The 20,503-nt window shown below is 64.0% G+C and carries 19 protein-coding genes and 1 other RNA gene; 12 read left to right on the forward strand and 8 right to left on the reverse strand.

Annotated elements, in window-relative coordinates:
- Positions 1-76 precede the first annotated feature (76 nt).
- Positions 77-1,168, forward strand: a complete 1,092-nt coding sequence (locus ACWHXT_RS00070) for a glycosyltransferase family 4 protein (protein ID WP_447956820.1) — start codon at positions 77-79, stop codon at positions 1,166-1,168.
- On the opposite strand, the gene ACWHXT_RS00075 is transcribed toward ACWHXT_RS00070, so the two are convergent.
- Positions 1,150-1,878 carry a 3-deoxy-D-manno-octulosonic acid kinase gene (locus ACWHXT_RS00075; protein WP_447956821.1) on the reverse strand — a complete coding sequence of 243 codons (729 nt, stop codon included), beginning with the start codon at positions 1,876-1,878 and terminating at the stop codon, positions 1,150-1,152. The two genes, ACWHXT_RS00070 and ACWHXT_RS00075, sit on opposite strands and share 19 nt — an antisense overlap.
- On the opposite strand from ACWHXT_RS00075, the gene ACWHXT_RS00080 reads away from it, so the two are divergent.
- Genes ACWHXT_RS00080 through waaA form a run of 3 tightly spaced genes read left to right on the forward strand, consistent with a single transcriptional unit; the run spans position 1,877 to position 5,678 of the window.
- Complete coding sequence (locus tag ACWHXT_RS00080) at positions 1,877-2,965, forward strand: glycosyltransferase family 9 protein (RefSeq protein WP_447956822.1); 1,089 nt, start codon at positions 1,877-1,879, stop codon at positions 2,963-2,965. The genes ACWHXT_RS00075 and ACWHXT_RS00080 overlap by 2 nt on opposite strands.
- The gene (gene hldE, locus ACWHXT_RS00085) at positions 2,962-4,392 is read left to right on the forward strand and encodes a bifunctional D-glycero-beta-D-manno-heptose-7-phosphate kinase/D-glycero-beta-D-manno-heptose 1-phosphate adenylyltransferase HldE (protein ID WP_447956823.1); all 1,431 of its coding nucleotides are present in this window, start codon (positions 2,962-2,964) and stop codon (positions 4,390-4,392) included. The genes ACWHXT_RS00080 and hldE overlap by 4 nt, the downstream gene beginning before the upstream one ends.
- A complete protein-coding gene (gene waaA, locus ACWHXT_RS00090; protein ID WP_447956824.1) occupies positions 4,392-5,678 on the forward strand; it encodes a lipid IV(A) 3-deoxy-D-manno-octulosonic acid transferase in 1,287 nt (428 codons plus the stop codon). Before hldE ends, waaA begins: the two co-directional genes overlap by 1 nt.
- Here waaA and rpiA read toward each other — a convergent pair.
- On the reverse strand, positions 5,675-6,346 hold the full coding sequence (rpiA, locus tag ACWHXT_RS00095) for a ribose-5-phosphate isomerase RpiA (RefSeq protein ID WP_447927553.1): 672 nt from the start codon (positions 6,344-6,346) through the stop codon (positions 5,675-5,677). The two genes, waaA and rpiA, sit on opposite strands and share 4 nt — an antisense overlap.
- Before the next feature lie 157 nt (positions 6,347-6,503).
- On the opposite strand from rpiA, the gene ilvA reads away from it, so the two are divergent.
- Entirely contained in the window at positions 6,504-8,018 is a 1,515-nt protein-coding gene (ilvA, locus tag ACWHXT_RS00100) for a threonine ammonia-lyase, biosynthetic (protein WP_447927554.1), read from the forward strand.
- A 446-nt stretch (positions 8,019-8,464) separates the two neighbouring features.
- On the opposite strand, the gene ACWHXT_RS00105 is transcribed toward ilvA, so the two are convergent.
- The 3 genes from ACWHXT_RS00105 to ACWHXT_RS00115 all read right to left on the reverse strand — a co-directional run bounded on the left by ACWHXT_RS00105 (position 8,465) and on the right by ACWHXT_RS00115 (position 9,644).
- Complete coding sequence (locus tag ACWHXT_RS00105) at positions 8,465-9,091, reverse strand: 5-formyltetrahydrofolate cyclo-ligase (RefSeq protein WP_447956825.1); 627 nt, start codon at positions 9,089-9,091, stop codon at positions 8,465-8,467.
- Between the two features lie 4 nt (positions 9,092-9,095).
- A non-coding RNA gene (ssrS, locus tag ACWHXT_RS00110) (6S RNA) lies at positions 9,096-9,279 on the reverse strand.
- A 56-nt stretch (positions 9,280-9,335) separates the two neighbouring features.
- On the reverse strand, positions 9,336-9,644 hold the full coding sequence (locus ACWHXT_RS00115) for a cell division protein ZapA (RefSeq protein ID WP_447527283.1): 309 nt from the start codon (positions 9,642-9,644) through the stop codon (positions 9,336-9,338).
- A 175-nt stretch (positions 9,645-9,819) separates the two neighbouring features.
- Between ACWHXT_RS00115 and ACWHXT_RS00120 the strand changes: the two genes are divergently transcribed.
- The 4 genes from ACWHXT_RS00120 to ACWHXT_RS00135 all read left to right on the forward strand — a co-directional run bounded on the left by ACWHXT_RS00120 (position 9,820) and on the right by ACWHXT_RS00135 (position 14,368).
- Positions 9,820-10,398, forward strand: coding sequence for a UPF0149 family protein (locus ACWHXT_RS00120; protein ID WP_447927556.1), 579 nt, complete (start codon positions 9,820-9,822; stop codon positions 10,396-10,398).
- Positions 10,399-10,411: 13 nt separating this feature from the next.
- Positions 10,412-11,752 (forward strand): Xaa-Pro aminopeptidase, encoded by a 1,341-nt coding sequence (gene pepP, locus ACWHXT_RS00125; protein ID WP_447956826.1) that lies wholly within the window; start codon positions 10,412-10,414, stop codon positions 11,750-11,752.
- Between the two features lie 75 nt (positions 11,753-11,827).
- A complete protein-coding gene (gene ubiH / locus ACWHXT_RS00130; RefSeq protein WP_447956827.1) occupies positions 11,828-13,060 on the forward strand; it encodes a 2-octaprenyl-6-methoxyphenyl hydroxylase in 1,233 nt (410 codons plus the stop codon).
- Between the two features lie 51 nt (positions 13,061-13,111).
- Complete coding sequence (locus ACWHXT_RS00135) at positions 13,112-14,368, forward strand: UbiH/UbiF/VisC/COQ6 family ubiquinone biosynthesis hydroxylase (RefSeq protein ID WP_447956828.1); 1,257 nt, start codon at positions 13,112-13,114, stop codon at positions 14,366-14,368.
- Between the two features lie 15 nt (positions 14,369-14,383).
- On the opposite strand, the gene ACWHXT_RS00140 is transcribed toward ACWHXT_RS00135, so the two are convergent.
- From ACWHXT_RS00140 to gpmI, 3 genes are all read right to left on the reverse strand, one after another.
- Complete coding sequence (locus tag ACWHXT_RS00140; protein ID WP_447956829.1) at positions 14,384-15,685, reverse strand: S41 family peptidase; 1,302 nt, start codon at positions 15,683-15,685, stop codon at positions 14,384-14,386.
- Positions 15,686-15,751: 66 nt separating this feature from the next.
- Complete coding sequence (locus ACWHXT_RS00145; protein WP_447956830.1) at positions 15,752-16,909, reverse strand: murein hydrolase activator EnvC family protein; 1,158 nt, start codon at positions 16,907-16,909, stop codon at positions 15,752-15,754.
- On the reverse strand, positions 16,906-18,471 hold the full coding sequence (gpmI, locus tag ACWHXT_RS00150) for a 2,3-bisphosphoglycerate-independent phosphoglycerate mutase (RefSeq protein ID WP_447956831.1): 1,566 nt from the start codon (positions 18,469-18,471) through the stop codon (positions 16,906-16,908). Before gpmI ends, ACWHXT_RS00145 begins: the two co-directional genes overlap by 4 nt.
- Before the next feature lie 256 nt (positions 18,472-18,727).
- Between gpmI and ACWHXT_RS00155 the strand changes: the two genes are divergently transcribed.
- The 3 genes from ACWHXT_RS00155 to ACWHXT_RS00165 are packed head-to-tail and all read left to right on the forward strand — an operon-like array spanning position 18,728 to position 20,497.
- A complete protein-coding gene (locus ACWHXT_RS00155) occupies positions 18,728-19,150 on the forward strand; it encodes a rhodanese-like domain-containing protein (RefSeq protein WP_447927563.1) in 423 nt (140 codons plus the stop codon).
- Between the two features lie 56 nt (positions 19,151-19,206).
- On the forward strand, positions 19,207-19,722 hold the full coding sequence (secB, locus tag ACWHXT_RS00160; RefSeq protein WP_447927564.1) for a protein-export chaperone SecB: 516 nt from the start codon (positions 19,207-19,209) through the stop codon (positions 19,720-19,722).
- A 22-nt stretch (positions 19,723-19,744) separates the two neighbouring features.
- Positions 19,745-20,497 (forward strand): 16S rRNA (uracil(1498)-N(3))-methyltransferase, encoded by a 753-nt coding sequence (locus ACWHXT_RS00165; RefSeq protein ID WP_447956832.1) that lies wholly within the window; start codon positions 19,745-19,747, stop codon positions 20,495-20,497.
- Positions 20,498-20,503 lie beyond the last annotated feature (6 nt).

The following is a 20,503-nucleotide window of genomic DNA, read 5'->3' on the forward strand; positions in this document are numbered from 1 at the left end:
CTACAAGACAACGACGAACTTGTTTAACGGCGCGTTTAGCGGGGCGATGATGGCGAAGAAAGTGCTACAACTTTGCATGTCCGATGGCAAAGGAGGAATGGAGCTTTATGTCGACCGGGTGATCGAGGACCTTCTCGAGGCCGGGGTCGAGGTCATCGGACTGTGCCTGCGCGAGACCCGAATCGAGACCTACTTCGAGCGCAATGGCGTCAACTTTTTGGCGTTCGAGAGCAACGTGCAGGCGCTCAAAAGCGCGCTGCGCATTCGCCGTTGGCTGATCGACGAAAACGTGCGGGTGATTCACTGCCATAAATCGAGCGACTTGCGCCTGACCTCGCTTTTGAGGCTTTTGCTGCCGAGCATTCGCGTTTTGTACACCGACCACGTCGGCGGCCAGCGGGCCAAGAAAAGCCCCTACCACCGCTTCGCCTACGCAAGCGTGGACCGCGTGCTCTCGATTAGCCAGGCCACCCACGCGCGTAACGTCAAGAACCTGCCGCTGGCGCGGGAGCGCATCATCTGCCTGCCCCACGGCGTGGATATCGACAAGTATCATCCGGCTCGAACGCCCGGCGCGGTCAGCGCCAAACGCGCCGAGCTCGGTATTCCCGAAGGTGCGGTGGCCATTGGCCTGCCCGGGCGAGTAACGCCGGGCAAGGGCCAGGACGTGTGGGTTCAGGCGCTTTTGAAGCTTCCCCCGGAGCGCGCGTTTTTCGCCGTTTCGATTGGCGGCACCGACTACGCCTCCGGCGGCACCGAGCATTTCTATGCAAAGCTCCAGGCGATGATCGAGAACACCCCGCTTGCCGAAAAAATCCGCTTTTTGGGCCACCGCAGCGATTTGACCGAGATTCTGCCGGTGCTCGATCTGGTGTGTATCCCGTCGGAAAACGAGGCGTTTGGTCTAACGATCATCGAATCCATGGCCTGCGGGTTGCCGATCATCGGCGCCAATACCGGCTCGCTGCCCGAGCTGGTCGACCCTTCTTCGGGCGTGCTGGTCGATCCTTTCGATGTCGATGGTTGGCGCGACGCCATGGCGGCGCTGATCGACGACGAGGCGCGCCGCAAGGCCATGGGCGCGGCGGCCAGGCAGCGCGTCGAGCAGCACTACAGCAACAAGCGCCACGTCACAAAGCTCATGGGCTACTACGACGCGCTGGCTTGATCGTGGTCATAGCCCGCGGCGATGGCCATCATGGCGGTATCGGGAGAGGCCATGAATTTGGCCATCGAGCGTGCAAGGCGCTCGAGGTTACTCGCCTGCCAGCGCCCTTGCGGGCGTAGCCGACAGCGGTCCAAATCGATCAGCCAGGGCGTATGCTGCGCGTCGATCAGTATATTGCGCGCGTTGAGATCCACGTGGTCGAGCCCGGCCAGGTGAAAGCGCTTGATCATCGCGCCCACGCTTTCCAGTAGCGCCTCACTGGCGGTGTTCTCGGCGAGAAGCGAAGCAAGCGCCCGGGCGCCGGGGATGCGCCGGGTGATCAGCGCGGCTTCGTAGCTTGCACCCTTGCGGGTGACGCCAGCGGCGATGGGGCGGGGCACCGGCAGGCCCTGGTCATAAAGCGCGGCGGTAAGGCGCAGTTCGCGAAAGGCGCGGGTGCGCTCGGCGCCGAGCCACAGGTAGCGCTTTTCGCTGAGTCGGGCGATCAGCCCGCCGCGCCGGTACGGGCGCAGCACCCACTGCTCATCGCCGACGCGAAGGAACAGGCTACTGCCGCGCCCCGGCGCCTCGCCCACGACATGGCCCTGGCGGCGCCACTGGTCGCCATCGAAGAGCGCGGGCCCAGGTTGGTGTGGCGAGGTGTCGTCACTTAAACTGTCTACATCGTGTAGAATCAGCCAATTTTTCTGCTGGAGTGCCGCTAAGCGCATGAAGCCCTCTTTGCCCAAGAATCCTCGCCATATTGCCATTTTACGCCTTTCGGCGCTGGGAGATGTGTGCAATCTCGTACCCACGGTGCGCGCCTTGCAGCGCCAGTGGCCCGAGGCGCGCATCACCTGGATCATCGGCAAGGGCGAGCACAGTTTACTGTCGGGTCTTTCCGGGGTCGAATTTATCGTGTTCGACAAGGCGACCGGCCTTGCGGGCATGCGCAATATTTGGCGCGCCCTCGCGGATACCCGCTTCGACGTGCTCTTGCACATGCAGCAGGCGATCCGCGCAAGCGTGCTGTCGCTCGGGCTCAAGGCCGACGTGCGGCTGGGCTATGACAAGGCCCGCGCCAAGGACTGCCAGCACTGGTTCACCCAGCACCAGCTTACCCCGCGCCGCCACCCCCACGTGCTCGAGTCGTTCATGGACTTTGCACGAGCGCTGGGCGTGGAGGACGACCGGCTGGAGTGGGATCTGGCGATTCCCTCGACTGCTTACGAGGAGGCCCAGGCGCTGGCAGGCCAGGCGCCGTACCTGGTGATCAACCCGTGCAGCAACGCAAGGCTTCGAAACTTTCGCAACTGGTCGGTCAAGGGCTACGCCAGCGTGATCGATCACGCCTACCAGTACCACGGCCTTATAAGCGTGCTCACCGGCGGGGGCAGCGCCGCCGAGCGTGAAATGGGCGATGCGATCGAAGCGCTTTGCAAGAAGGGCAGCGTCGTCAACGCCATTGGCGGTACATCGCTCAAGGGCGTACTGGCGCTGATCGACCAGGCCCGCGCGGTGATCGCCCCGGATACCGGTCCGGCCCACATGGGCAATGCCCTGGGCACGCCGACGCTTGGCCTTTACGCCACCACCAACCCCCAGCGCGCCGCGCCGTATCTGTGGAAAGAGTTCGCCGTCAACGCCTACCCGCAAGCGGTGCGTACCTATCTGAACAAATCGGTGGACGAGGTCAGTTGGGGGCAGCGGGTACGCCACGCCGACGCCATGGATCTGATCAGCACCGACGAGGTGATCAAAAAGCTCGACGCGCTGCTCGAGCACACTGCTACCCACCACAACGGGGTCATTGGATGAAAGTCGATTTAACCACTTTGCAGCACGCCCGCGTTCTGGTGGTGGGCGATGTGATGCTCGACCGCTACTGGCACGGCAACACCTCGCGTATTTCCCCGGAAGCGCCGGTTCCGGTGGTCCGCGTGGAAGGGGCCGACGACCGGCCAGGCGGGGCGGCGAACGTGGCGCTCAACGTGGCCGCGCTCGGCGCGCAAACCGCGCTTGCCGGCGTAGTGGGCGACGACGAACACGCCGCGCTTTTAAGAGAGCAGTTGGCAAGCGCCAATGTAAGCACTCACTTCCAGGTGAGCCCGCGGCTCCCCACGATTACCAAGTTAAGGGTGATGAGTCGTAACCAGCAGCTGATCCGGCTCGATTTCGAGCAGTCGCTTGCCGGCGTGGAGACCGACGACCTGCTCGGCCAGGTGGACGGTGCCCTTGGCGATGCCGAGGTGATGATTCTTTCGGACTACGGCAAGGGCACGCTCAACCAGGTCGAGCGACTCATCGCCATGGCCAGGGCCCGCGGCAAGCGCGTTTTGATTGACCCCAAGGGCACCGACTTTACCCGCTACCGCGGGGCGAGTTTGATTACCCCCAACCTGGCCGAATTCGAGGCGGTGGTGGGCGTATGCGAAAGCGACGAAGCCCTGGAGCGCCGCGGTGAGGCATTACGCGCCGAGCTCGAACTCGATGCGCTTTTGATTACCCGCAGCGAAAAAGGCATGACGCTGATTCGCAAGGAGCACCCCGCGCTTCACCTGCCCACCCGCGCCCAGGAAGTGTTCGACGTCACCGGCGCCGGCGACACCGTGATCGCTTTGATGGGGTTGGCGCTGGCCGCCGGTAGCGAGCTGCCGGATGCCATGATGCTCGCCAACCTGGGGGCCGGGCTGGTGGTGGCCAAGCCCGGCACCGCCACGCTCAGCGTGGAGGAGCTTTCCAGCGCCCAGTACGGCGACAAGCCTGCCGAGTTCGGCGTGACCGAGTGCGAGGCGTTGGTCAAAGCGGTGCGCGCCGCCAACCAGCGCGGCGAGCGGGTGGTGATGACCAACGGCTGCTTCGATATCCTCCATGCGGGCCACGTAAGCTACCTGGAGCAGGCCAGGCGCCTCGGCGACCGGCTGATCGTGGCGGTCAACGACGACGCTTCGATTCGCCGGCTGAAAGGTGCCAAGCGGCCCATCAACCCGCTCGAGCGGCGCATGCAGGTGCTCGCGGGGCTCGGCGCGGTGGACTGGGTCGTGCCCTTTAGCGAGGACACCCCGGCGGCGCTGATCGAAACCGTGCTCCCCAATATTCTGGTCAAGGGCGGCGATTACCGCCCGGAGGAGATCGCCGGAAGCACGGCCGTGCTCGAAAACGGCGGCGAAGTGAAGGTGCTCGGCTTCGAGGACGGCGTATCGACCTCGGCCATGATCGACACCATCCTCGAGCGCGAGCGCTGATGAAGCGCCCCGGGCTTGCCAGGGGGCTCTACTGTGCGGCGCTCTATGCGCTCTCGCCGCTGATATTAAAGCGGGTCTGGCGTGAGCAAGTGCCCACTTACCCGCGCCGCCAGCGTCTTGGCCTGGGCCTTGGCGCGCTCCCCCCGGGGCCGCGCATTTGGCTGCACTGCGCCTCCGTGGGGGAAGTGCGCGCCGCGCGCGCGCTGATCGAGGCGCTGCTGGCGCGTTACCCGCGTCATACGCTTTTGATCACCACCATGACCGCCACCGGCGCAAAGCAAGCCCAAACGCTGATCGACGCCCAGCCCGAGCCGCTCAAGGCGCGCCTGGCTCACCGCTTTCTACCGCTGGACTTTCCCGGCGCCGCCCGGCGGTTCGTCGCCCGCCTACGCCCGGCGCTTGCCTTGATGTTCGAAACCGAGCTCTGGCCCAACCTGCTCCACGCCTGCCAAAAGCAGGGCGTGCCGGTGGCCGTGGTCAACGGGCGGCTCTCCGCAAAGGCGCTGGCGCGCTACCAACGTATTCGACCCTTGATGGCCGCCGCGCTTTCAAACGTCACCTGGCTTGCCGCCAAATCCACAGGCGATGCCGAGCGTTTCCACGCCCTGGGCATGCCCGGGCGCACTAGCGTGGTGGGCTCGCTCAAGTTTGATGTTTCTATCGATGAAAGGGCGTTGGAAGAGAGTAAGCGCTTACTTTTGGGTGAGCGCCAGCGCCCGGTGTGGGTGGCGGGCTCGACCCGGGACGGCGAAGAGGCGCTGTTGCTAAGCGCCCATCAGGCGCTGCAAAAGCGTTATCCAGAAGCACTTTTAATCCTCGTACCCCGCCACCCGCAGCGCTTTGACGAGGTCGCCACGCTTTGCAAGCGCCAGGGCTTCACAACGGCCAGGCGAAGTGCGCAGGCGGGCGTGACCGACGACGTAGAGGTTTATCTGGGCGATACCCTGGGGGAACTGGCCACCCTGTACGCGGCGGGGGATATAGCGTTCGTGGGCGGCTCGTTGGTGGCGCTGGGCGGGCACAACGTGCTCGAACCCGCCGCGCTCGGCCTGCCGGTGCTTTGCGGGCCGTCGCTCGAGAACTTCGACGACGTGGCAGCGCCGCTACTCGAGGCGGGCGCGCTCACCCAGGTCGCCACCTTCGAGGCGCTGGCAGAGGCGCTCGAAATCCTGTTCGCCGACCCCGGCGCTGCCAGGGCACGCGGCGAAGCGGGCAGAGCCGTCATCCGGGCGAATCAGGGCGCGCTTAAACGCACCCTGGACGGCCTCGATGAGCTTTTGAGTTAGCGCTCGCTACGCTTTACGCCCTCTTTAGTGCCGAGTAGCAGCACGTCGGCGCCGCGGGCGGCGAACAGGCCGTTGGTGACCACGCCGACGATGGCGTTGATGCGTGTTTCCATCTCGACCGGGTCCGTGATTTGGACCTCGAAGCAATCGATGATCTGGTTGCCGTTATCCGTCACCACGCCCTGGCGGTAGACCGGCTCGAAACCGAGCTTGGTAAGCTCTCGCGCGACGAACGAGCGCGCCATGGGAATCACCTCGACCGGCAGCGGAAACTCGCCGAGGGTGTCCACGCGCTTGGAGCCATCGGCGATGCAGATAAAGCGCTTGGCGCAGGCGGCCACGATCTTTTCACGCGTGAGCGCCGCACCGCCGCCCTTGATCATATGAAAGTGAGCGTTCACTTCGTCAGCGCCATCGATGTAAAAAGGTACGTCACCGACATCGTTGAGCTCGAATACTTCGATGCCCAGCGCCTCGAGGCGCGCTTTAGAGGCATCCGAGCTCGCCACGGCGCCTTTGAAACGGTCGCGAAGCGGCTTTAAGCGGTCGATAAACAGATTCGCCGTCGAGCCGGTGCCGATGCCCAGCACGGTCTCTTTCTCGAGGTGCGGGGTAATTTCGGCGATGGCGGCATCGGCAACGGCGGCTTTTAGCTCGTCCTGCGTCATAAGGGGGCTCCGGGGCAGTGTAAGGGCGGCGTCAGTATAACGCCTCTGGCCTTGCGTGTTGATGCGCGCGTATAACGCTGGACGCCATTAGGCGCGATCTGCTACCAATAAGGGCTTTTCCTGCCCGACCGGGCCGTTTCACAATCTGGATATCCGCATGCTCGAAGCTACCGTCAAAAAGATTCTGCAGGCCCGCGTCTACGAGGCCGCCTGCGAAACGCCTATCTCTCCCGCTCCCTTTTTGTCGCGCCGCTTCAACAACCAGATTTTGATCAAGCGTGAAGATCTGCAGCCGGTGTACTCGTTCAAGATTCGCGGCGCCTACAACAAGATGGCCCAGCTATCCGATGAGCAGAAGGCGAAAGGCGTAGTCGCCGCCTCCGCCGGCAACCACGCCCAGGGCCTGGCCATGGCGGCGAAACTGATGAACGTGAAGGCGACCATCGTGATGCCGCGCAGTACCCCGGAGATCAAGGTCCAGGGGGTGCGCTCCCGCGGCGCCCGTGTGGTGCTCAAGGGCGACGCTTTCGCCGATGCCGCCGCCCACGCCCAAACGCTAATCGAGGAGCACGGCTACACCTACATCCCGCCTTTTGACGACATCGACGTGGTGGCAGGCCAGGGCACCATCGGCGTCGAGATACTGCGCCAGCACAGCGGGCGGTTGGATGCGATCTTCGTGCCGGTAGGCGGCGGCGGTTTGATCGCCGGCGTGGCCGCCTACGTGAAATATCTGCGCCCGGACATCAAGGTGATCGGCGTCGAGGCCGAGGACAGCGCGTGCCTGAAGGCCGCGCTCGAGGCCGGGGAGCGCGTGGTGCTCGACCAGGTCGGCACCTTCGCCGAAGGCGTGGCGGTGGCGCAGATCGGCGAGGTGCCGTTTAGCCTGGCCAAAACCCTGATCGACGGCGTGATCACGGTCAATACCGACGAAATCTGCGCGGCGGTGAAGGATATTTTCGAGGACACCCGGGCGGTGTCGGAAACCTCCGGGGCGCTGTCTTTGGCCGGGCTCAAGAAGTACGTACAGCAAACCGGCGCCGAGGGCGAAACGCTTTTGTGCATCAATTCCGGTGCCAACACCAACTTCGACCGGTTGCAGCATATCGCCGAGCGTACCGAACTCGGCGAACAGCGCGAGGCGATTTTGGCGGTCACCATCGAAGAGAAGCCCGGCAGTTTCAAGAAGTTCTGCCGTACGCTTGGTCGGCGCATGGTCACCGAGTTCAGCTATCGCTACGCCGATGACAGTGACGCCCATATTTTCGTCGGCGTTCAGGTCAAACCCGGCGGGGAGGACCGCCAGGCCGTGATCGACCGGCTGACGGAGGGCGGCTACCAGGTCGAGGATCTCACCGATAACGAGCTTGCCAAGCTGCACATTCGCCACCTAAGCGGCGGACGGCCCAGCGAGCGTTTCGAGGAAGAGCTTTACCGTTTCGAGTTCCCCGAGCGGCCCGGTGCGCTGATGAACTTTCTCACCCAGCTGCCCCACGACTGGAACATTTCGCTGTTTCACTACCGCAACCACGGCGCCGCCTACGGGCGCGTGCTGGTCGGTATGCAGGTGCCCAGCATCGACCGCACCCACGTGGCCGAGTATCTGGACGCCATTGGCTATCGCTACTGGCAGGAGAGTGACAACCCGGCCTACAAGCTCTTCATGGCCTAGCGGTGTAAGTATTTACTAACTTTGCGTATCAGAGCACGCAAGCGTCTGTAATGTGTTAAAACGTTTAAATAAGCGCTAAAAAGGGCTCTTTGAGCTATTGTCAGCGGCCCGCTCTTGGCTCTATAGTCGGCTTTGAAAATTAGTCAAGTGGGCCATCTTTTGATACGACAGCCAGATGGCGCGCTTTAAAGCATTGGCAACGAATAAAGACGTTGGAGACAAGGCATGCGGCGTAAAAAGCCCGATGTGGTGATGGCGTTAACGGTGGTTTTTCTTCTAGGCGTACTGGCCACCGGATACGCCCAGGCATTGGCAGGGAGCTGATCGCCACTGGCAAGGTCAGCGCCGGGTATGACGCAACCAACCGCTGACACACACGCTTAAAAAAAGGGCTGATTTCTATCAGCCCTTTTTTTCGTTCTTTTTTTCGTTCTTTTTTTCGTTCATTAGCTACGCCGCGCGATCCCTCGATCGCTTACCACCGCGTTCAACGGGATATCCCAGGCCTCGACGGCTAGTTCGTTCACCTGCTGACAGGCGTGAGCCACGCCGATCAGGTTGGGCTTTGGGCCCTTGCGGCGCATGAAGGCGAGGGTTCGGTCGTAGAAGCCGCCGCCCATGCCCATGCGGTTGGCCTGGGCGTCGAAGCCCACCAAAGGCACGATGAGCGTATCCAGCGCCCAGGCGGGCAGCCGGTTGTGGCGCCTGGCGCCAAAACGGGTGCAGGGCTCGCGGATGCCGAAGCGGTTCTCGACCATGGGGGTATCGTCGTCGAAGCGAACGAACCAGAGCGCGTTGTGGCTTAACGGGCGTAGCACCGGCAGGTAGACCTGCACGCGGCGCTTGGCCAACCAGCCAAGTAGCGGGGTCGGGTCGATTTCGCCGCCCACGGGCAGATAGAGGCTTACGCGGCTGGCGCGCTGAAGTTCGGGAAGGTGTTGGAGACGCTGACAAAGCGCGGTGGCCGCTTTTTGCTGCTGCGCTTCGCTCAACCCACGCCGTCTGCGGCGAAGTTCGCGGCGCAGGGCGTTTTTATCAAAACGTTGGGCGTCGATCACGGTGTGGTCGTTCAAAATAGGGTTCCCCAGAGTGCCGCTGTCATTCTGGCCCTGAACCTACTGGTTCAGAGTGGGTGGCCGCAGCCAGACCGTCAGGCTTTCCGACGCACGGACATGCACACGGGTCTGGCTAGCATTTGGCCCCCTGGGTACATCGCATAGGCTCGAGGGACTATAACGACTGGCGCACACTCCAGAGAACCCGCTTATCTTAACAGAGCCAGGCCCGATGCCATAGACCCGGGCTTAACGGTTTGCCCTAGGGCTGCTCCGCCGGGCGGGTACCTTGTAAGGCACGCTCCAGTCGGTCGTGCAGCCGGTTCAGGCTCGCCTCGCCCGCTTTGTGTTCGTCAAGCGCCTCGAGAAGCTCGTGGGTGATATTCAGCGCCGCCATGATGGCGATGCGCTCGCTGCCCAGCACGCTGCTTTGCTTGTGGATGCCCTGCATGGCGCGGTCCAGGTAGCGAGCGGCGCGTTCAAGCTTGGCTTGTTCGCCGGTGTCGCAGGCGATCATGTAGCCGCGACCCAGCAGGGTGATTTCTTTGGTTGGCCGCTTGGCGTTACTCATCGAAGGCTCCGGCACGGGCACGTCAGGGCCCGAATGCGTTAACATCACGGTATAGGAAGGCAGGTCGGCGTTCACTATAAGAGAGCCACTTGCGCGGGGTCAACGCGCACTCGCCCGCAGGGGTGTTTCATGTCGGCCCCTTGCCCATTTTTTAAAGCGTAAAAGCGAGAACACCATGTCCCTCATTGAACAGCGCCAGGACTTTTCCGACGTGGCTGACGTCTTTCTTCTTCACGGCAGCATGCAGTCACCCGCGTTTCTCGACGGGCGGCTTTGCGCGCTTCTGGCGCTTCGCGATGTCAGCGCCGAGGCCTGGCTCGATGAAGTTTGTATGAGCCTGGGGGTCGAGCAGCCCAAAGACGAGCCAAGTGCCGAGCGGTTGCTTGGCTGGCGCCGGCAAACTCTGGAGGCATTAAGCGCCAGCGACTTGAACTACGCGCCGCTTTTGCCCGACGAGCTTTTCTCCCTCGGCGAGCAGGCTCAGGCGCTCAAGGAGTGGGCGCTAGGCTTTATGGAGGTCATCGACGAGGTAGCCGACGAGGCGCTCAAAAAGCGCTGGTCGCAGCCGCTGGCCGAGGCGATCGACGATCTATCGAACTTTGGCCAGATCGATGCGGACATCGACGACTCGCCAGAAAACGAGAACGATCTGTTCGCGCTGAGCGAGCATGCGCGTATGGCTGCGATGATGCTCTACACCGAGCAGCACCCGGGCCAGCCCCAGGTAGAGCAGACCGACGCCCCGGTTCACTGATCAAGGAGTTTTGATGTTACCCGAGATGCTTGCGCGCCCCGCCGCGATCGCCAACGACGAATACCGCGCCCGCCGCGCGGCGCTGATGGCGCAAATCCCCGACGATGCCGCCGTGATCGTCCCCGGCGCTTCGCTTGCGACCCGCTCCAACGACAGCGAGTACGCCTTTCGCCAGCAAAGCGACTTTTATTATCTGACCGGCATCACCGAGCCCGACGCGCTGTTGTTGTTGCTGCCTGGCCGGGAGGCGGGGCAAAGCGTGGTGTTCTGCCAGGACCGCGACGCTACCCTGGAGGCCTGGACCGGCCGCCGGTTGGGCGCCAGCGGCGTAGTGGCGCACCACGATATCGATCAAGCTTTCGAGAACGCCGAGCGCGAAGAGCGTTTGGCCGGCCTGCTCGAAGGGCGCACGCTGCTCTACGCGCCGCTGGATCAGCCCGAAGCGCTCGCCATCGCCGAAGAGGCGCTGGCGTTCGCACAAGCGGGCAAGCGCCGGGGTTTGCCCGCGCTCAAGGGCTGGCTCGATAGCCGCGAATTGATCCACGCCCAGCGGCTGGTCAAAAGCCCGGCGGAGCTTGCGCTATTGCGCCATGCCTGCGCGATTTCCGCCCGCGCCCATTGCCGGGCCATGCGCACCTGTACGCCCGGGCTTTTCGAGTACCAGCTTCAGGCCGAGCTCGAGCACGAGTTCGTCTGGCAGGGTGGCAGCGGCCCGGCCTATAGCACCATCGTCGGCGGTGGCGCCAACGCTTGCGTGTTGCACTATATTGAAAACAGCGCCGAGCTTACGCGCGATTCGCTGGTGCTGATCGACGCTGGCGCCGAGTTCGACCTGTACGCCGGCGACATTACCCGTACCTTCCCGGTCAGCGGGCGCTTCAACGAGGCGCAGCGCGCACTTTACGAGGTCGTGCTCAAGGCCCAGGAGCGCGCCGTGGCCGCCGTGGTCCCCGGCGCCACCCTGGCCGCTATCCACGCCAACGTGGTCGAGGATTTGACCCGCGGTCTGGTCGAACTCGGGCTTCTCGAAGGCGATGTGCAGGCGCGCATCGAGGATGAAAGCTATCGGCGCTTCTATCTCCACTCCACCTCGCACTGGCTGGGCCTGGACGTTCACGATGTCGGCACCTACCGGCTGGATGAAAAAACGCCGCGTCCGCTCGATCAGGGCATGGTCGTTACCGTCGAGCCTGGCCTTTACGTGCCCGACGACCACGATATCCCGGCGGCCTATCGCGGTATCGGTATTCGTATCGAGGATAACGTCGCGGTGAGCGAAACCGGCGGCGAGGTGCTCACCGCAGACGTGCCCAAGCAGGTGGCTGAAATCGAAGCGTTAATGGCGAATAAGTAACCAGATTAAAACGTCAGAAAATATCTTTATGTAATTTACGTTACGAAATTACGAATGGCTTAAGGAGGCCGCTTAATGCCCACGAAGGCGTCTGAAAAAGCTTCAAAAACGGCTGCTTACGATATCGTGATCGTGGGTGGCGGGCTGGTGGGGGCAAGCCTTGGCTGCGCGCTGGCACCGCTGATCGAGCGTCATGGTTTGAGCGTGGCGATCGTGGAAGCCACTGCGCTTTCGTCCCCGGACCAGGCGCCCACCTGGCAGCCGAGTTTCGACGCCCGGGCCAGTGCCATCGCCGCCGGCTCCGCGCAGCGCTTTCGCGAGCTCGGCGTGTGGGCGGCGATGCGGCAGGAGGCCTCATCGATCTCGCGTATTCATATCAGCGAGCGCGGCCGTTTGGGCGCCACGCGCCTCAATGCCGGTGAGCTGGGCGTCGACGCCCTGGGCTACGTCATCCCCAATGCCTGGATGGGCCAGGTGCTGCATCAAAAACTGGGCGAGCTGCCCATCGAGTGGTACTGCCCGGCGAAGGTCGACACCATGGCCGCCGATGGCGGTGGCCATCGGCTGACGCTTTCGACCGGCGACACGCTTCACGCCGCGTTGACCGTGCTGGCGGATGGCGGGCGGTCCGGGCTCAAGGAGCAGCTGGGCATCGAAAGCCAGCGGCGCTCCTACGAGCAGACCGCGCTGATCACCCACGTAGGCATTAGCGAGCCTCATCACGGTGTGGCGTTCGAGCGCTTTACGGACGAAGGGCCGATTGCGCTGCTGCCGTTGCCCAACCAGGCCATGGAACTGATCTGGACCCATGAAAACGGTGCCGAGCACGCGCGCATGGCGCTCGATGACGGGGCGTTTTTGGATCAACTACAGCGCGCCTTTGGCGACCGGGTGGGCCGCTTTACCAAAGTGGGCAAGCGCTTTAGCTACCCGCTGTCTCTGGTCACCGCCAGGGAGCCGGTTCGCCCGGGGCTTGCGGTGCTGGGCAACGCTGCCCACGCGCTGCACCCGGTGGCGGGCCAGGGGTTTAACCTGGCGCTGCGCTCGGTGATGGACCTGGTCGAAGCGCTCGAGCAGGGCACGCAGCAGGGCCGGGGGCTGGGTGATATGCATACGCTGCTCGCCTTCGAGCAGAGCCGGGCCCGGGATCGCACCAACGTGATCCGCTTTAGTGACAGTCTCGTGCGCCTTTTTGGCGCCTCGTTTCCGCTGCTGCCCCACGCCCGCGCTGCGGGGTTGATCGGTCTCAATCTCATCGGCCCGCTGAGGCGAAGCCTGGCGCGTCGCGCCATGGGCCTCGAGCGCTAAACCGGCCGGTCATCCACGGCCCCACCTCTACCACTCACGACAAGGAAGGTTATGCATACCCAACAGGCGTCATCGCGCAACACCCGCGAGCCGTTCGATGCGGTCATCGTTGGCGCGGGCATGGTAGGCACCGCCCTGGCGGGGCTTTTGGCCAGCGCCGGCATGCGCACCGCACTGGTCGAGGCCAACGCCGCGCCGCTCGATTTGAAAACCCTCGACGTGACAACGCCGACGCCCAGGGTGAGTGCGCTGACCCCGGTGTCCCAGCGGCTTTTAACCCAACTGGGCGCCTGGCCCGCCATGGCCGCCAAGCGGGTCACCCCGTACCGCTATATGCACGTATGGGACGGCGAGGGCAGTGGCAGCATCGATTTTTCCGCCGATGAGGCCGGCACGCCGGTGCTGGGCCATATCGTCGAGAACAGCGTCACGCTGGCCGCGCTCAACGAGCAGGTGTTAGGCCTGCCCGCGCTGAGCCTTTTTTACGGCGTTAAGGTCACGGCGTTGCAAACCACGCCCCAGGGGCGCTACCTGGTGCTCGAGGATGGCCGTACGCTGCAAACACCGCTTTTGATCGCCGCCGACGGCGCCCGCTCGGCGCTGCGTGAACTGGCCGGGATCGAGACCACCGAAGAATCCATGGCTCAGGACGCGGTCGTGACCACCGTGCGCTGTGAAAAGCCGCACGGCGGCTGCGCCCGCCAGGTGTTCAACGATGGCCGGCCGCTGGCCTTTTTGCCGCTCACGGTCGACGGCGACGAACGCTACTGCTCGATCGTCTGGTCGACCACGGCCGAGCACGCGGACACCCTGGAAGGGCTTTCCCGGGCGGCGCTGGGGGCGGCGCTTGGCGAATCGTTTGGCCACCGGCTGGGGGGTGTCGAGGTGCTGGATCACACCTACCGCTTCCCGCTCATTCAGCGCCACGCCAACACCTACGTACAGCCACATTTCGCGCTGGTGGGCGACGCCGCCCACACGATTCACCCGCTGGCGGGCCAGGGGGTGAATCTGGGGTTGATGGATGCCGCGGTACTTGCCGAAGAAGTGGTGTACGCCTGGCGGCGCGGCGCCCCCTGGGGCGAGCTTTCGACGCTTTCGCGTTTCGAGCGGCGCCGCCGTTTGGACAACGCTGCTATGCTTGCGCTCATGAAGGGGTTCAAGGGACTTTTTGGCAGCCGCCTGCCGGTGCTGACGCTGGCGCGCAACCTGGGGCTGAGTGGTATGAACCAGGCGGTGCCCCTCAAGCGGTTGATCATGCGCCAGGCGACCGGGGAACGGGGTCGCCTGCCGCAAACCTGCCGCTAGGCCAAAGCTTAAGGCCTAGCGGCGGCGGTCCACCACGTTGAGGGCCTTGAGCAGATTGAGCGCTTCGCTGAGCTGGTAGTCGTCGCGCAGCCGCTCGGAAAGCCCGCTGCGCTCGCGCGCGCCGCCGGCCTGGTTGTTCAGGTGGCCCTCCAGGTCGATTTCGCGAATTTCGCGGCGCCCTTCGGCGACCTCGAGACGCCCGCGCACCACGTCTACGTCCGGCGTGATCCCCTGGGCCTGAATGGAGCGCCCGTTGGGGGTGTAGTAGAGCGCGGTCGTAAGCTTCAAGCCCTCGCCGTTACCCAGCGGCATGATCTGCTGTACCGAGCCTTTACCAAAGCTTTCGGTGCCCATGATGACCGCCCGGCGCTGATCCTGCAGCGCACCGGCCACGATTTCGGCGGCGGAGGCGCTGCCGCCGTTGATCAGCACCACCAGCGGAATGTCCCGAGCCGGGGTCTGCGGGTTGGCGGAAAACGACATCTCGGTATTGTCGAGACGCCCTTCGGTGTAGACGATCAGCCCGTTGTCCAGGAAAAGGTCCGCCACGCCCACCGCGGCCTGCAGCACGCCGCCGGGGTTGTTGCGTAAGTCGAGCACCAAACCCTCCAGCGGCTGGTTTTGGCCCATGCGCTCGAGTGCCTGGCCGGCCTGTTCTGGCGTGCGCGATTGAAACTGGCTAATGCGCAGATAACCGTAGCCGGATTCCAGCAGCTCGTGCTTGACGCTTTCGCTGCGAATCACCTCGCGGGCCAGGCTAATGTCCCGCGGGCTCTCTTCCCCGGCGCGCAGAATCGTCAGGTTGAGCTGGCTTCCGGGCTCGCCGCGCATCAGCGTGACGGCTTCCTGCAGCGACAGGCTCTCGGTGGGCGTACCGTCGATGGTCAAAATGATATCTCGGGCGAGCAGCCCCGCCCGGGAGGCGGGGGTATCGTCGATCGGCGTAATCACCATCAGTTGGCCGCCTTCGGTGCCCACCTCGATGCCGATCCCGCCGAACTCGCCCTGGGTGGATTCACGTAGGCTTTGGAACTCGTCCACGTCCAGGTAGGCGGAGTGGGGGTCGAGCTCGCTCAAAAGCCCGCGCATGGCGTTACGCAAAAGCGTGGCGTCGTCCACCTCTTCGACGTAGCCGCGCTTGATACGCTCGAACACCTCGGCGAAGGTTTGGATCTCCTCCAGCGGCAGCTCGTCTTGATCGGCCGCGTTTACGCCCTGGGCCGTTAGCGGCAGCGGGGCGGCCAGCAGCGCCAGCGGTAGCAGCGTCACTATTAGCCGCCTGGCGGGGGCCATTACCTCGTTAACAGTTCGCGTCATGCAGACTCCGCAAGGCAGTGGGCGGCGCGAAGGACGCCGCGTGTATAGTCGTGTCAGCTTATCCCGTCAGCGGCGCGCAATCCAACGCTGTGGATTAATTGGCTCGCCACGGTTTCTTACTTCGAAGTAAAGCGCGGCGCGGCTCTGGCCGCCACTATTTCCCACCCGGCCGATTTCGTCGCCGCGGCTCACCTGTTGGCCCGGCCGGGCGCTGAACTGCTGCATATGGGCGTAGAGGGTCATGACCTGGTCGCCGTGGTCGATGATCAACAGGTTGCCAAAGCCGCGCATCCAGTCAGCGAACACGACCCGCCCGGCGTGGACCGAGGTGACCGGCGTATTGGCGCTGGCCTCTATGACGATGCCGTTGTAGTGAACGCCGTCCTGGCCGCGAAAGCCCGCGCTGATCGCCCCCTGTACCGGCCAGGGGAGATCGCCCTGGGTACGGCCGATGTGGGTGGTCGGCGACGCCTCGGCCAGTTGCGCCATTTCCGCCTGAATGCGGCGAAGCTGCGCCTCGGCCTCTTCGCGGGTCTGGTTGAGATCCGCCAGGCGGTCGGCTTCGCTGGCGTAGCGGTCGTCCAGGGTGGCCACCACACTTTGGCGTTCGGCGCTGGTTTCGGCCAGCTTTTCGCTTTGCGCCTCGAGCTCATCGGTCAGCGCTGCAAGCCGTGTCTGGCGCGCATCGAGCTCGTTTTCGGTCTCGGCCAGGGCGCTATCCAGCTGGGCAATATCGTCGAGCTTTTGCTGGCGCGCCCGGGTCAGGCGGTTCAGGTAGGCCTGCATGCGATCGAGCTGGGCCGGGTCGCTCTGATTGAGCAGAAGCTTCAACTGCGGCGTCGGCCCCAGCCGGTAGAGCGCGGCGAACTGCTCGGCCAGCGCCGCTACCTGGCCGGCGCGCTCGCCCTGAAGGCGGTCCCGGTGGCGGCGCAGGGCCTGGGTTTCATCGTCCAGGGTGCGTCGCTCGGCCTGTAGGGTGTCCAGGCGCTGGTGAGTCTGGGCCAGCTCGGTTTCCACCGTGGCCAGCGCCTGGGTCGCGCTGTCCCGGGCCTGGTCGGTTTCGCTTAGCTGCGTGGCCAGCGAATCGATCTGCTGGCCCAAAGCGTCGAGCTCCTCCCGGGCGGCGCGCTCGTCCTGGCCCGCCGCGCCCCCGGCGCTGAGCGCCAGGACAACGCCGGCGCTCAGCAGCGTGCGGCGCAGGGCGCGGGCGGGGCGTTTCATCATGATGAAAAAGTAAGCAGCGGCTTGCCGGTCATGGCGTCGGGCACGCTTTGCTCCATCATGGTCAAAAGCGTCGGCGCTAGATCGCAAAGACGACCCTCTTTAAGCGCGGCCTGGCGCTCGCCCACGTAGATCAAAGGCACCAGGAAGGTGGTATGGGCGGTTTGCGGCGCGCCGGTTTCCGGGTGGACCATCTGCTCGGCGTTGCCGTGATCGGCGGTGATCAGACACGCCCCGCCGGCCCGCTCGATCGCCTCGACCACCCGGCCCACGCAGGTGTCCACGGTTTCGATGGCTTTCATCGCAGCGTCGAAGTCGCCGGTGTGGCCGACCATGTCGCCGTTGGCGTAGTTGCACACGATCAAATCGAAGCGCTGGCTGTCGATCGCCTCGACCAGCTTGTCGGTGATCTCGAAAGCGCTCATCTCGGGCTTTTCGTCGTAGGTTTTCACGTCCCGCGGCGAGGGCACCAGAATGCGTTCTTCACCTTCGTACTCGTTCTCCTCGCCGCCGGAGAAGAAAAACGTCACGTGGGGGTACTTCTCGGTTTCGGCGATGCGCAGCTGGCTCAAACCCCGCTTGGCGACCACTTCCCCCAGGGTATCGGTCAAATCCGTGGGCGGAAAGGCGGCCGGGGCCGGAATGTCGGCGGCGTACTGGGTCATCATCACCAGGCCCTTGTCGGCCAGGGCCGGGCGGCGCTGGCGGGTGAAGCCGTCGAAGTCGTCGTCGACGAAGGCGCGGGTCAGCTCCCGGGCGCGATCGGAGCGGAAGTTGAGGAAAATCGCCGCGTCGCCGTCTTCCAGGGTCACGCCGTGATCAGCAGGGCGTACCTGGCTTGGCGTGACGAACTCGTCGGTTTCACCCCGCGCGTAGGCGGCGTCCACCAGGGCCTCGGCGCTTTTCGCGGTGTGCTCGGCCTCACCGTCGGTGAGCAGGCGGTAGGCTTTTTCCACGCGCTCCCAGCGGTTGTCGCGATCCATGGCGTAAAAGCGCCCAATCAATGAGGCGACGAAGCCGTTGTCCGCCCCGACCAGCTCGGCAAGCTTGGCATTGGCGCGCTCGATCGAGGCCAGCGCGCTTTTTGGCGCGGTGTCGCGGCCGTCGAGAAAGGCGTGCAGGTAGATGCGTTTGGCACCGCGGCTGGCAGCAAGCTCCGCCATGGCGAGAAAATGATCCTCGTGGCTATGAACGCCGCCGGGGGATAAAAGCCCTAAAAGATGCACCGCACGGCCGTTGGCCACCGCTTCGTCGATGGGCCGGGTAAGCGGTGCGATGTGTTCGAGCTCGCCCTCCTTGACCGCCTTGGTGATCCGCGTGAAATCCTGATACACCACGCGCCCCGCGCCCAGGTTCATGTGGCCGACCTCGGAGTTGCCCATTTGCCCTTCGGGCAGGCCCACGTGTTCGCCGTCGGTGTGAAGGAAGGCGTGGGGGCGCGATGACCAGAGCGCGTCCATGTTCGGCGTGTTGGCGGCGGCCACGGCGTTGTGCGCCGCATCGGGGTTGTGGCCGTAGCCGTCCAGAATGATCAGCGCCACCGGGCGCGGGGTCGATGTAGCCATTGAAGCCTCGTTATGTCGGATCGTGGTGTAAAAACATCCTGCGATAATAAAGACGTGCTGGAAAGCGGTGCGCTTGCGCGGCGTTTCCAGCATGCCCTTTTGGTGGGGGTCGCGGCGCGTGCCCGCTTGGGGCATCATAACGCAGCCGGTCGTTAGGCGTCATGACCTGCGCTTACCGGTCCGTGACGTGTATACTTGTCGGGTTTGACAGTGGCCTGGCCGCTTTTTTTGCATATACCAAGAGATTGTGTTCGCGATGATCGATCAGCTGTTCGAATTCGTAATGAACCACCCCCTGCTGGTGGGCGCATTTTTGCTGGTGCTGCTGGCGTGGCTCGTCTACGAAACCCGCAATGCGTCGACGCACGCCGTGAGTTCCTCGCAGGCCACCCAGCTCATCAACCGCGAAGACGCGGTAGTGGTGGATGTGCGCGAGAGTAAAGAGTTCAAGGCCGGCCATATCGCCGGTGCGCGCAACATTCCCCAAAGCAGCCTGGACAGCCGCATGAAGGAGCTGGAGAAAGTGAAAGACCAGCCCATCATCGTGGTGTGCAAGCATGGCCAGAGCGCGGGCACCGTTCAAGCCAAGCTCGCCAAGGCGGGCTTCGAGCGCGCCAATAAGCTCAAGGGCGGCATGGCGCAGTGGCAAGCCGACGGCCTGCCGGTGGTGAAAAAGTAAGCCTTTTGCGCCGCGGCGCAGCTCATTCAAACGTATAAATCATCAGGAGAACTCCCATGGCGGAAGACAACAATGCCCCTCAAGCCGGCGCTGGCGCAGCCGAAGGCGAAAAGCCCCAGCTGAAATTCTCGCTGCAGCGTATTTACGTTAAAGACATCTCTTTCGAGGCGCCGAATTCGCCGTCGGTCTTCAAGCAGTCGTTCAAGCCCAAGGTCAATCTGGATTTGAACACCACCAGCACCAAAATCGACGAAAATCAGTATGAAGTCGTGGTGAAGGTAACCGCCCAGGTCAACGACAGTGAAACCGGCACGACCTCGTTTTTGGCCGAAGTCGAGCAGGCAGGCCTTTTTCGTATCGCCGGCATCGAAGGCGCGCAGCTCGACCAGACCCTCGGTGCGTTCTGCCCGAACCTGCTGTTCCCCTACGCCCGCGAGTGCGTGGATAACCTGGTCAACCGGGGCGGTTTCCCGCCGCTGATGCTGGCGCCGGTCAACTTCGAGGCCATGTACGCCCAGCGCAAAAAGCGCGAAGCGCAGCAGGACCCGGCCGCTACCGAAAATACCCACTAAGTCGCACGCCCAGGACAACGCCATGAAAGCCGACTGGTACGCTCAGCACGGTAAAATGCCGCGCCTCTACGTGAGCGCCGCGCTCAGCGTCGGTGCCCGGGTGGAGCTACCGGAAGGGCCAGCGCGTCACGTCACCCGGGTTTTGCGCATGGGGGAAGGCGCGCCGCTGGTGCTGTTCGACGGTAACGGCCAGGAGGCCGGCGTGCGCCTCGTCGAGGCCGGGCGCAAGCGTACCATCGCCCAGGTCGAAACCGTGTGGTCGGGCGAAGGCGAGTCGCCCTTGGCGGTTCACCTGGGCCAGGCGATCTCCAAGGGCGACCGGATGGATTACGCCATTCAGAAAGCCGTGGAACTGGGCGTAGCGGCGATCACCCCGCTTTATACCCAGCGCGGCGATGTACGCTTGAAAGACGAGCGCGAAGCCAAAAAGCACGCCCATTGGCAAGCGGTGGCCGAAAGCGCCTGCGAGCAAAGCGGGCGGGCGACGGTGCCGGTGGTGCACCCGCCCATGGCGCTCGAGGCCTGGCTTGGCGCGCGGGATGAGCCGCTCAGGCTGATGCTGCACCTGGCCACCGGCAACCGCTTCGATTCGATCGAGCGCCCCGAAAGAGCGGCGCTATTGATCGGCCCGGAGGGGGGGTTGACCGAGCAGGATATTAGCGCAGCCCAGGCCCTGGGCTTCACACCGTTGACCCTGGGGCCGCGGGTGCTGCGCACCGAAACCGCCCCGGTGGTTGCGCTGACCCTTCTTCAGCACCACTTTGGCGATATGTAAGCGCTT

Source organism: Vreelandella halophytica (genome assembly GCF_968193635.1).

Coding starts and splice junctions, on each gene's coding strand:
- ACWHXT_RS00070 (WP_447956820.1), top strand. CDS start 77: ATGTCCGATGGCAAAGGAGGAATGGAGCTTTATGTCGACCGGGTGATC.
- ACWHXT_RS00080 (WP_447956822.1), top strand. CDS start 1,877: ATGAAGCCCTCTTTGCCCAAGAATCCTCGCCATATTGCCATTTTACGC.
- ACWHXT_RS00075 (WP_447956821.1), bottom strand. CDS start 1,878: ATGCGCTTAGCGGCACTCCAGCAGAAAAATTGGCTGATTCTACACGAT.
- hldE (WP_447956823.1), top strand. CDS start 2,962: ATGAAAGTCGATTTAACCACTTTGCAGCACGCCCGCGTTCTGGTGGTG.
- waaA (WP_447956824.1), top strand. CDS start 4,392: ATGAAGCGCCCCGGGCTTGCCAGGGGGCTCTACTGTGCGGCGCTCTAT.
- rpiA (WP_447927553.1), bottom strand. CDS start 6,346: ATGACGCAGGACGAGCTAAAAGCCGCCGTTGCCGATGCCGCCATCGCC.
- ilvA (WP_447927554.1), top strand. CDS start 6,504: ATGCTCGAAGCTACCGTCAAAAAGATTCTGCAGGCCCGCGTCTACGAG.
- ACWHXT_RS00115 (WP_447527283.1), bottom strand. CDS start 9,644: ATGAGTAACGCCAAGCGGCCAACCAAAGAAATCACCCTGCTGGGTCGC.
- ACWHXT_RS00120 (WP_447927556.1), top strand. CDS start 9,820: ATGTCCCTCATTGAACAGCGCCAGGACTTTTCCGACGTGGCTGACGTC.
- pepP (WP_447956826.1), top strand. CDS start 10,412: ATGTTACCCGAGATGCTTGCGCGCCCCGCCGCGATCGCCAACGACGAA.
- ubiH (WP_447956827.1), top strand. CDS start 11,828: ATGCCCACGAAGGCGTCTGAAAAAGCTTCAAAAACGGCTGCTTACGAT.
- ACWHXT_RS00135 (WP_447956828.1), top strand. CDS start 13,112: ATGCATACCCAACAGGCGTCATCGCGCAACACCCGCGAGCCGTTCGAT.
- ACWHXT_RS00140 (WP_447956829.1), bottom strand. CDS start 15,685: ATGACGCGAACTGTTAACGAGGTAATGGCCCCCGCCAGGCGGCTAATA.
- ACWHXT_RS00145 (WP_447956830.1), bottom strand. CDS start 16,909: ATGATGAAACGCCCCGCCCGCGCCCTGCGCCGCACGCTGCTGAGCGCC.
- gpmI (WP_447956831.1), bottom strand. CDS start 18,471: ATGGCTACATCGACCCCGCGCCCGGTGGCGCTGATCATTCTGGACGGC.
- ACWHXT_RS00155 (WP_447927563.1), top strand. CDS start 18,728: ATGATCGATCAGCTGTTCGAATTCGTAATGAACCACCCCCTGCTGGTG.
- secB (WP_447927564.1), top strand. CDS start 19,207: ATGGCGGAAGACAACAATGCCCCTCAAGCCGGCGCTGGCGCAGCCGAA.
- ACWHXT_RS00165 (WP_447956832.1), top strand. CDS start 19,745: ATGAAAGCCGACTGGTACGCTCAGCACGGTAAAATGCCGCGCCTCTAC.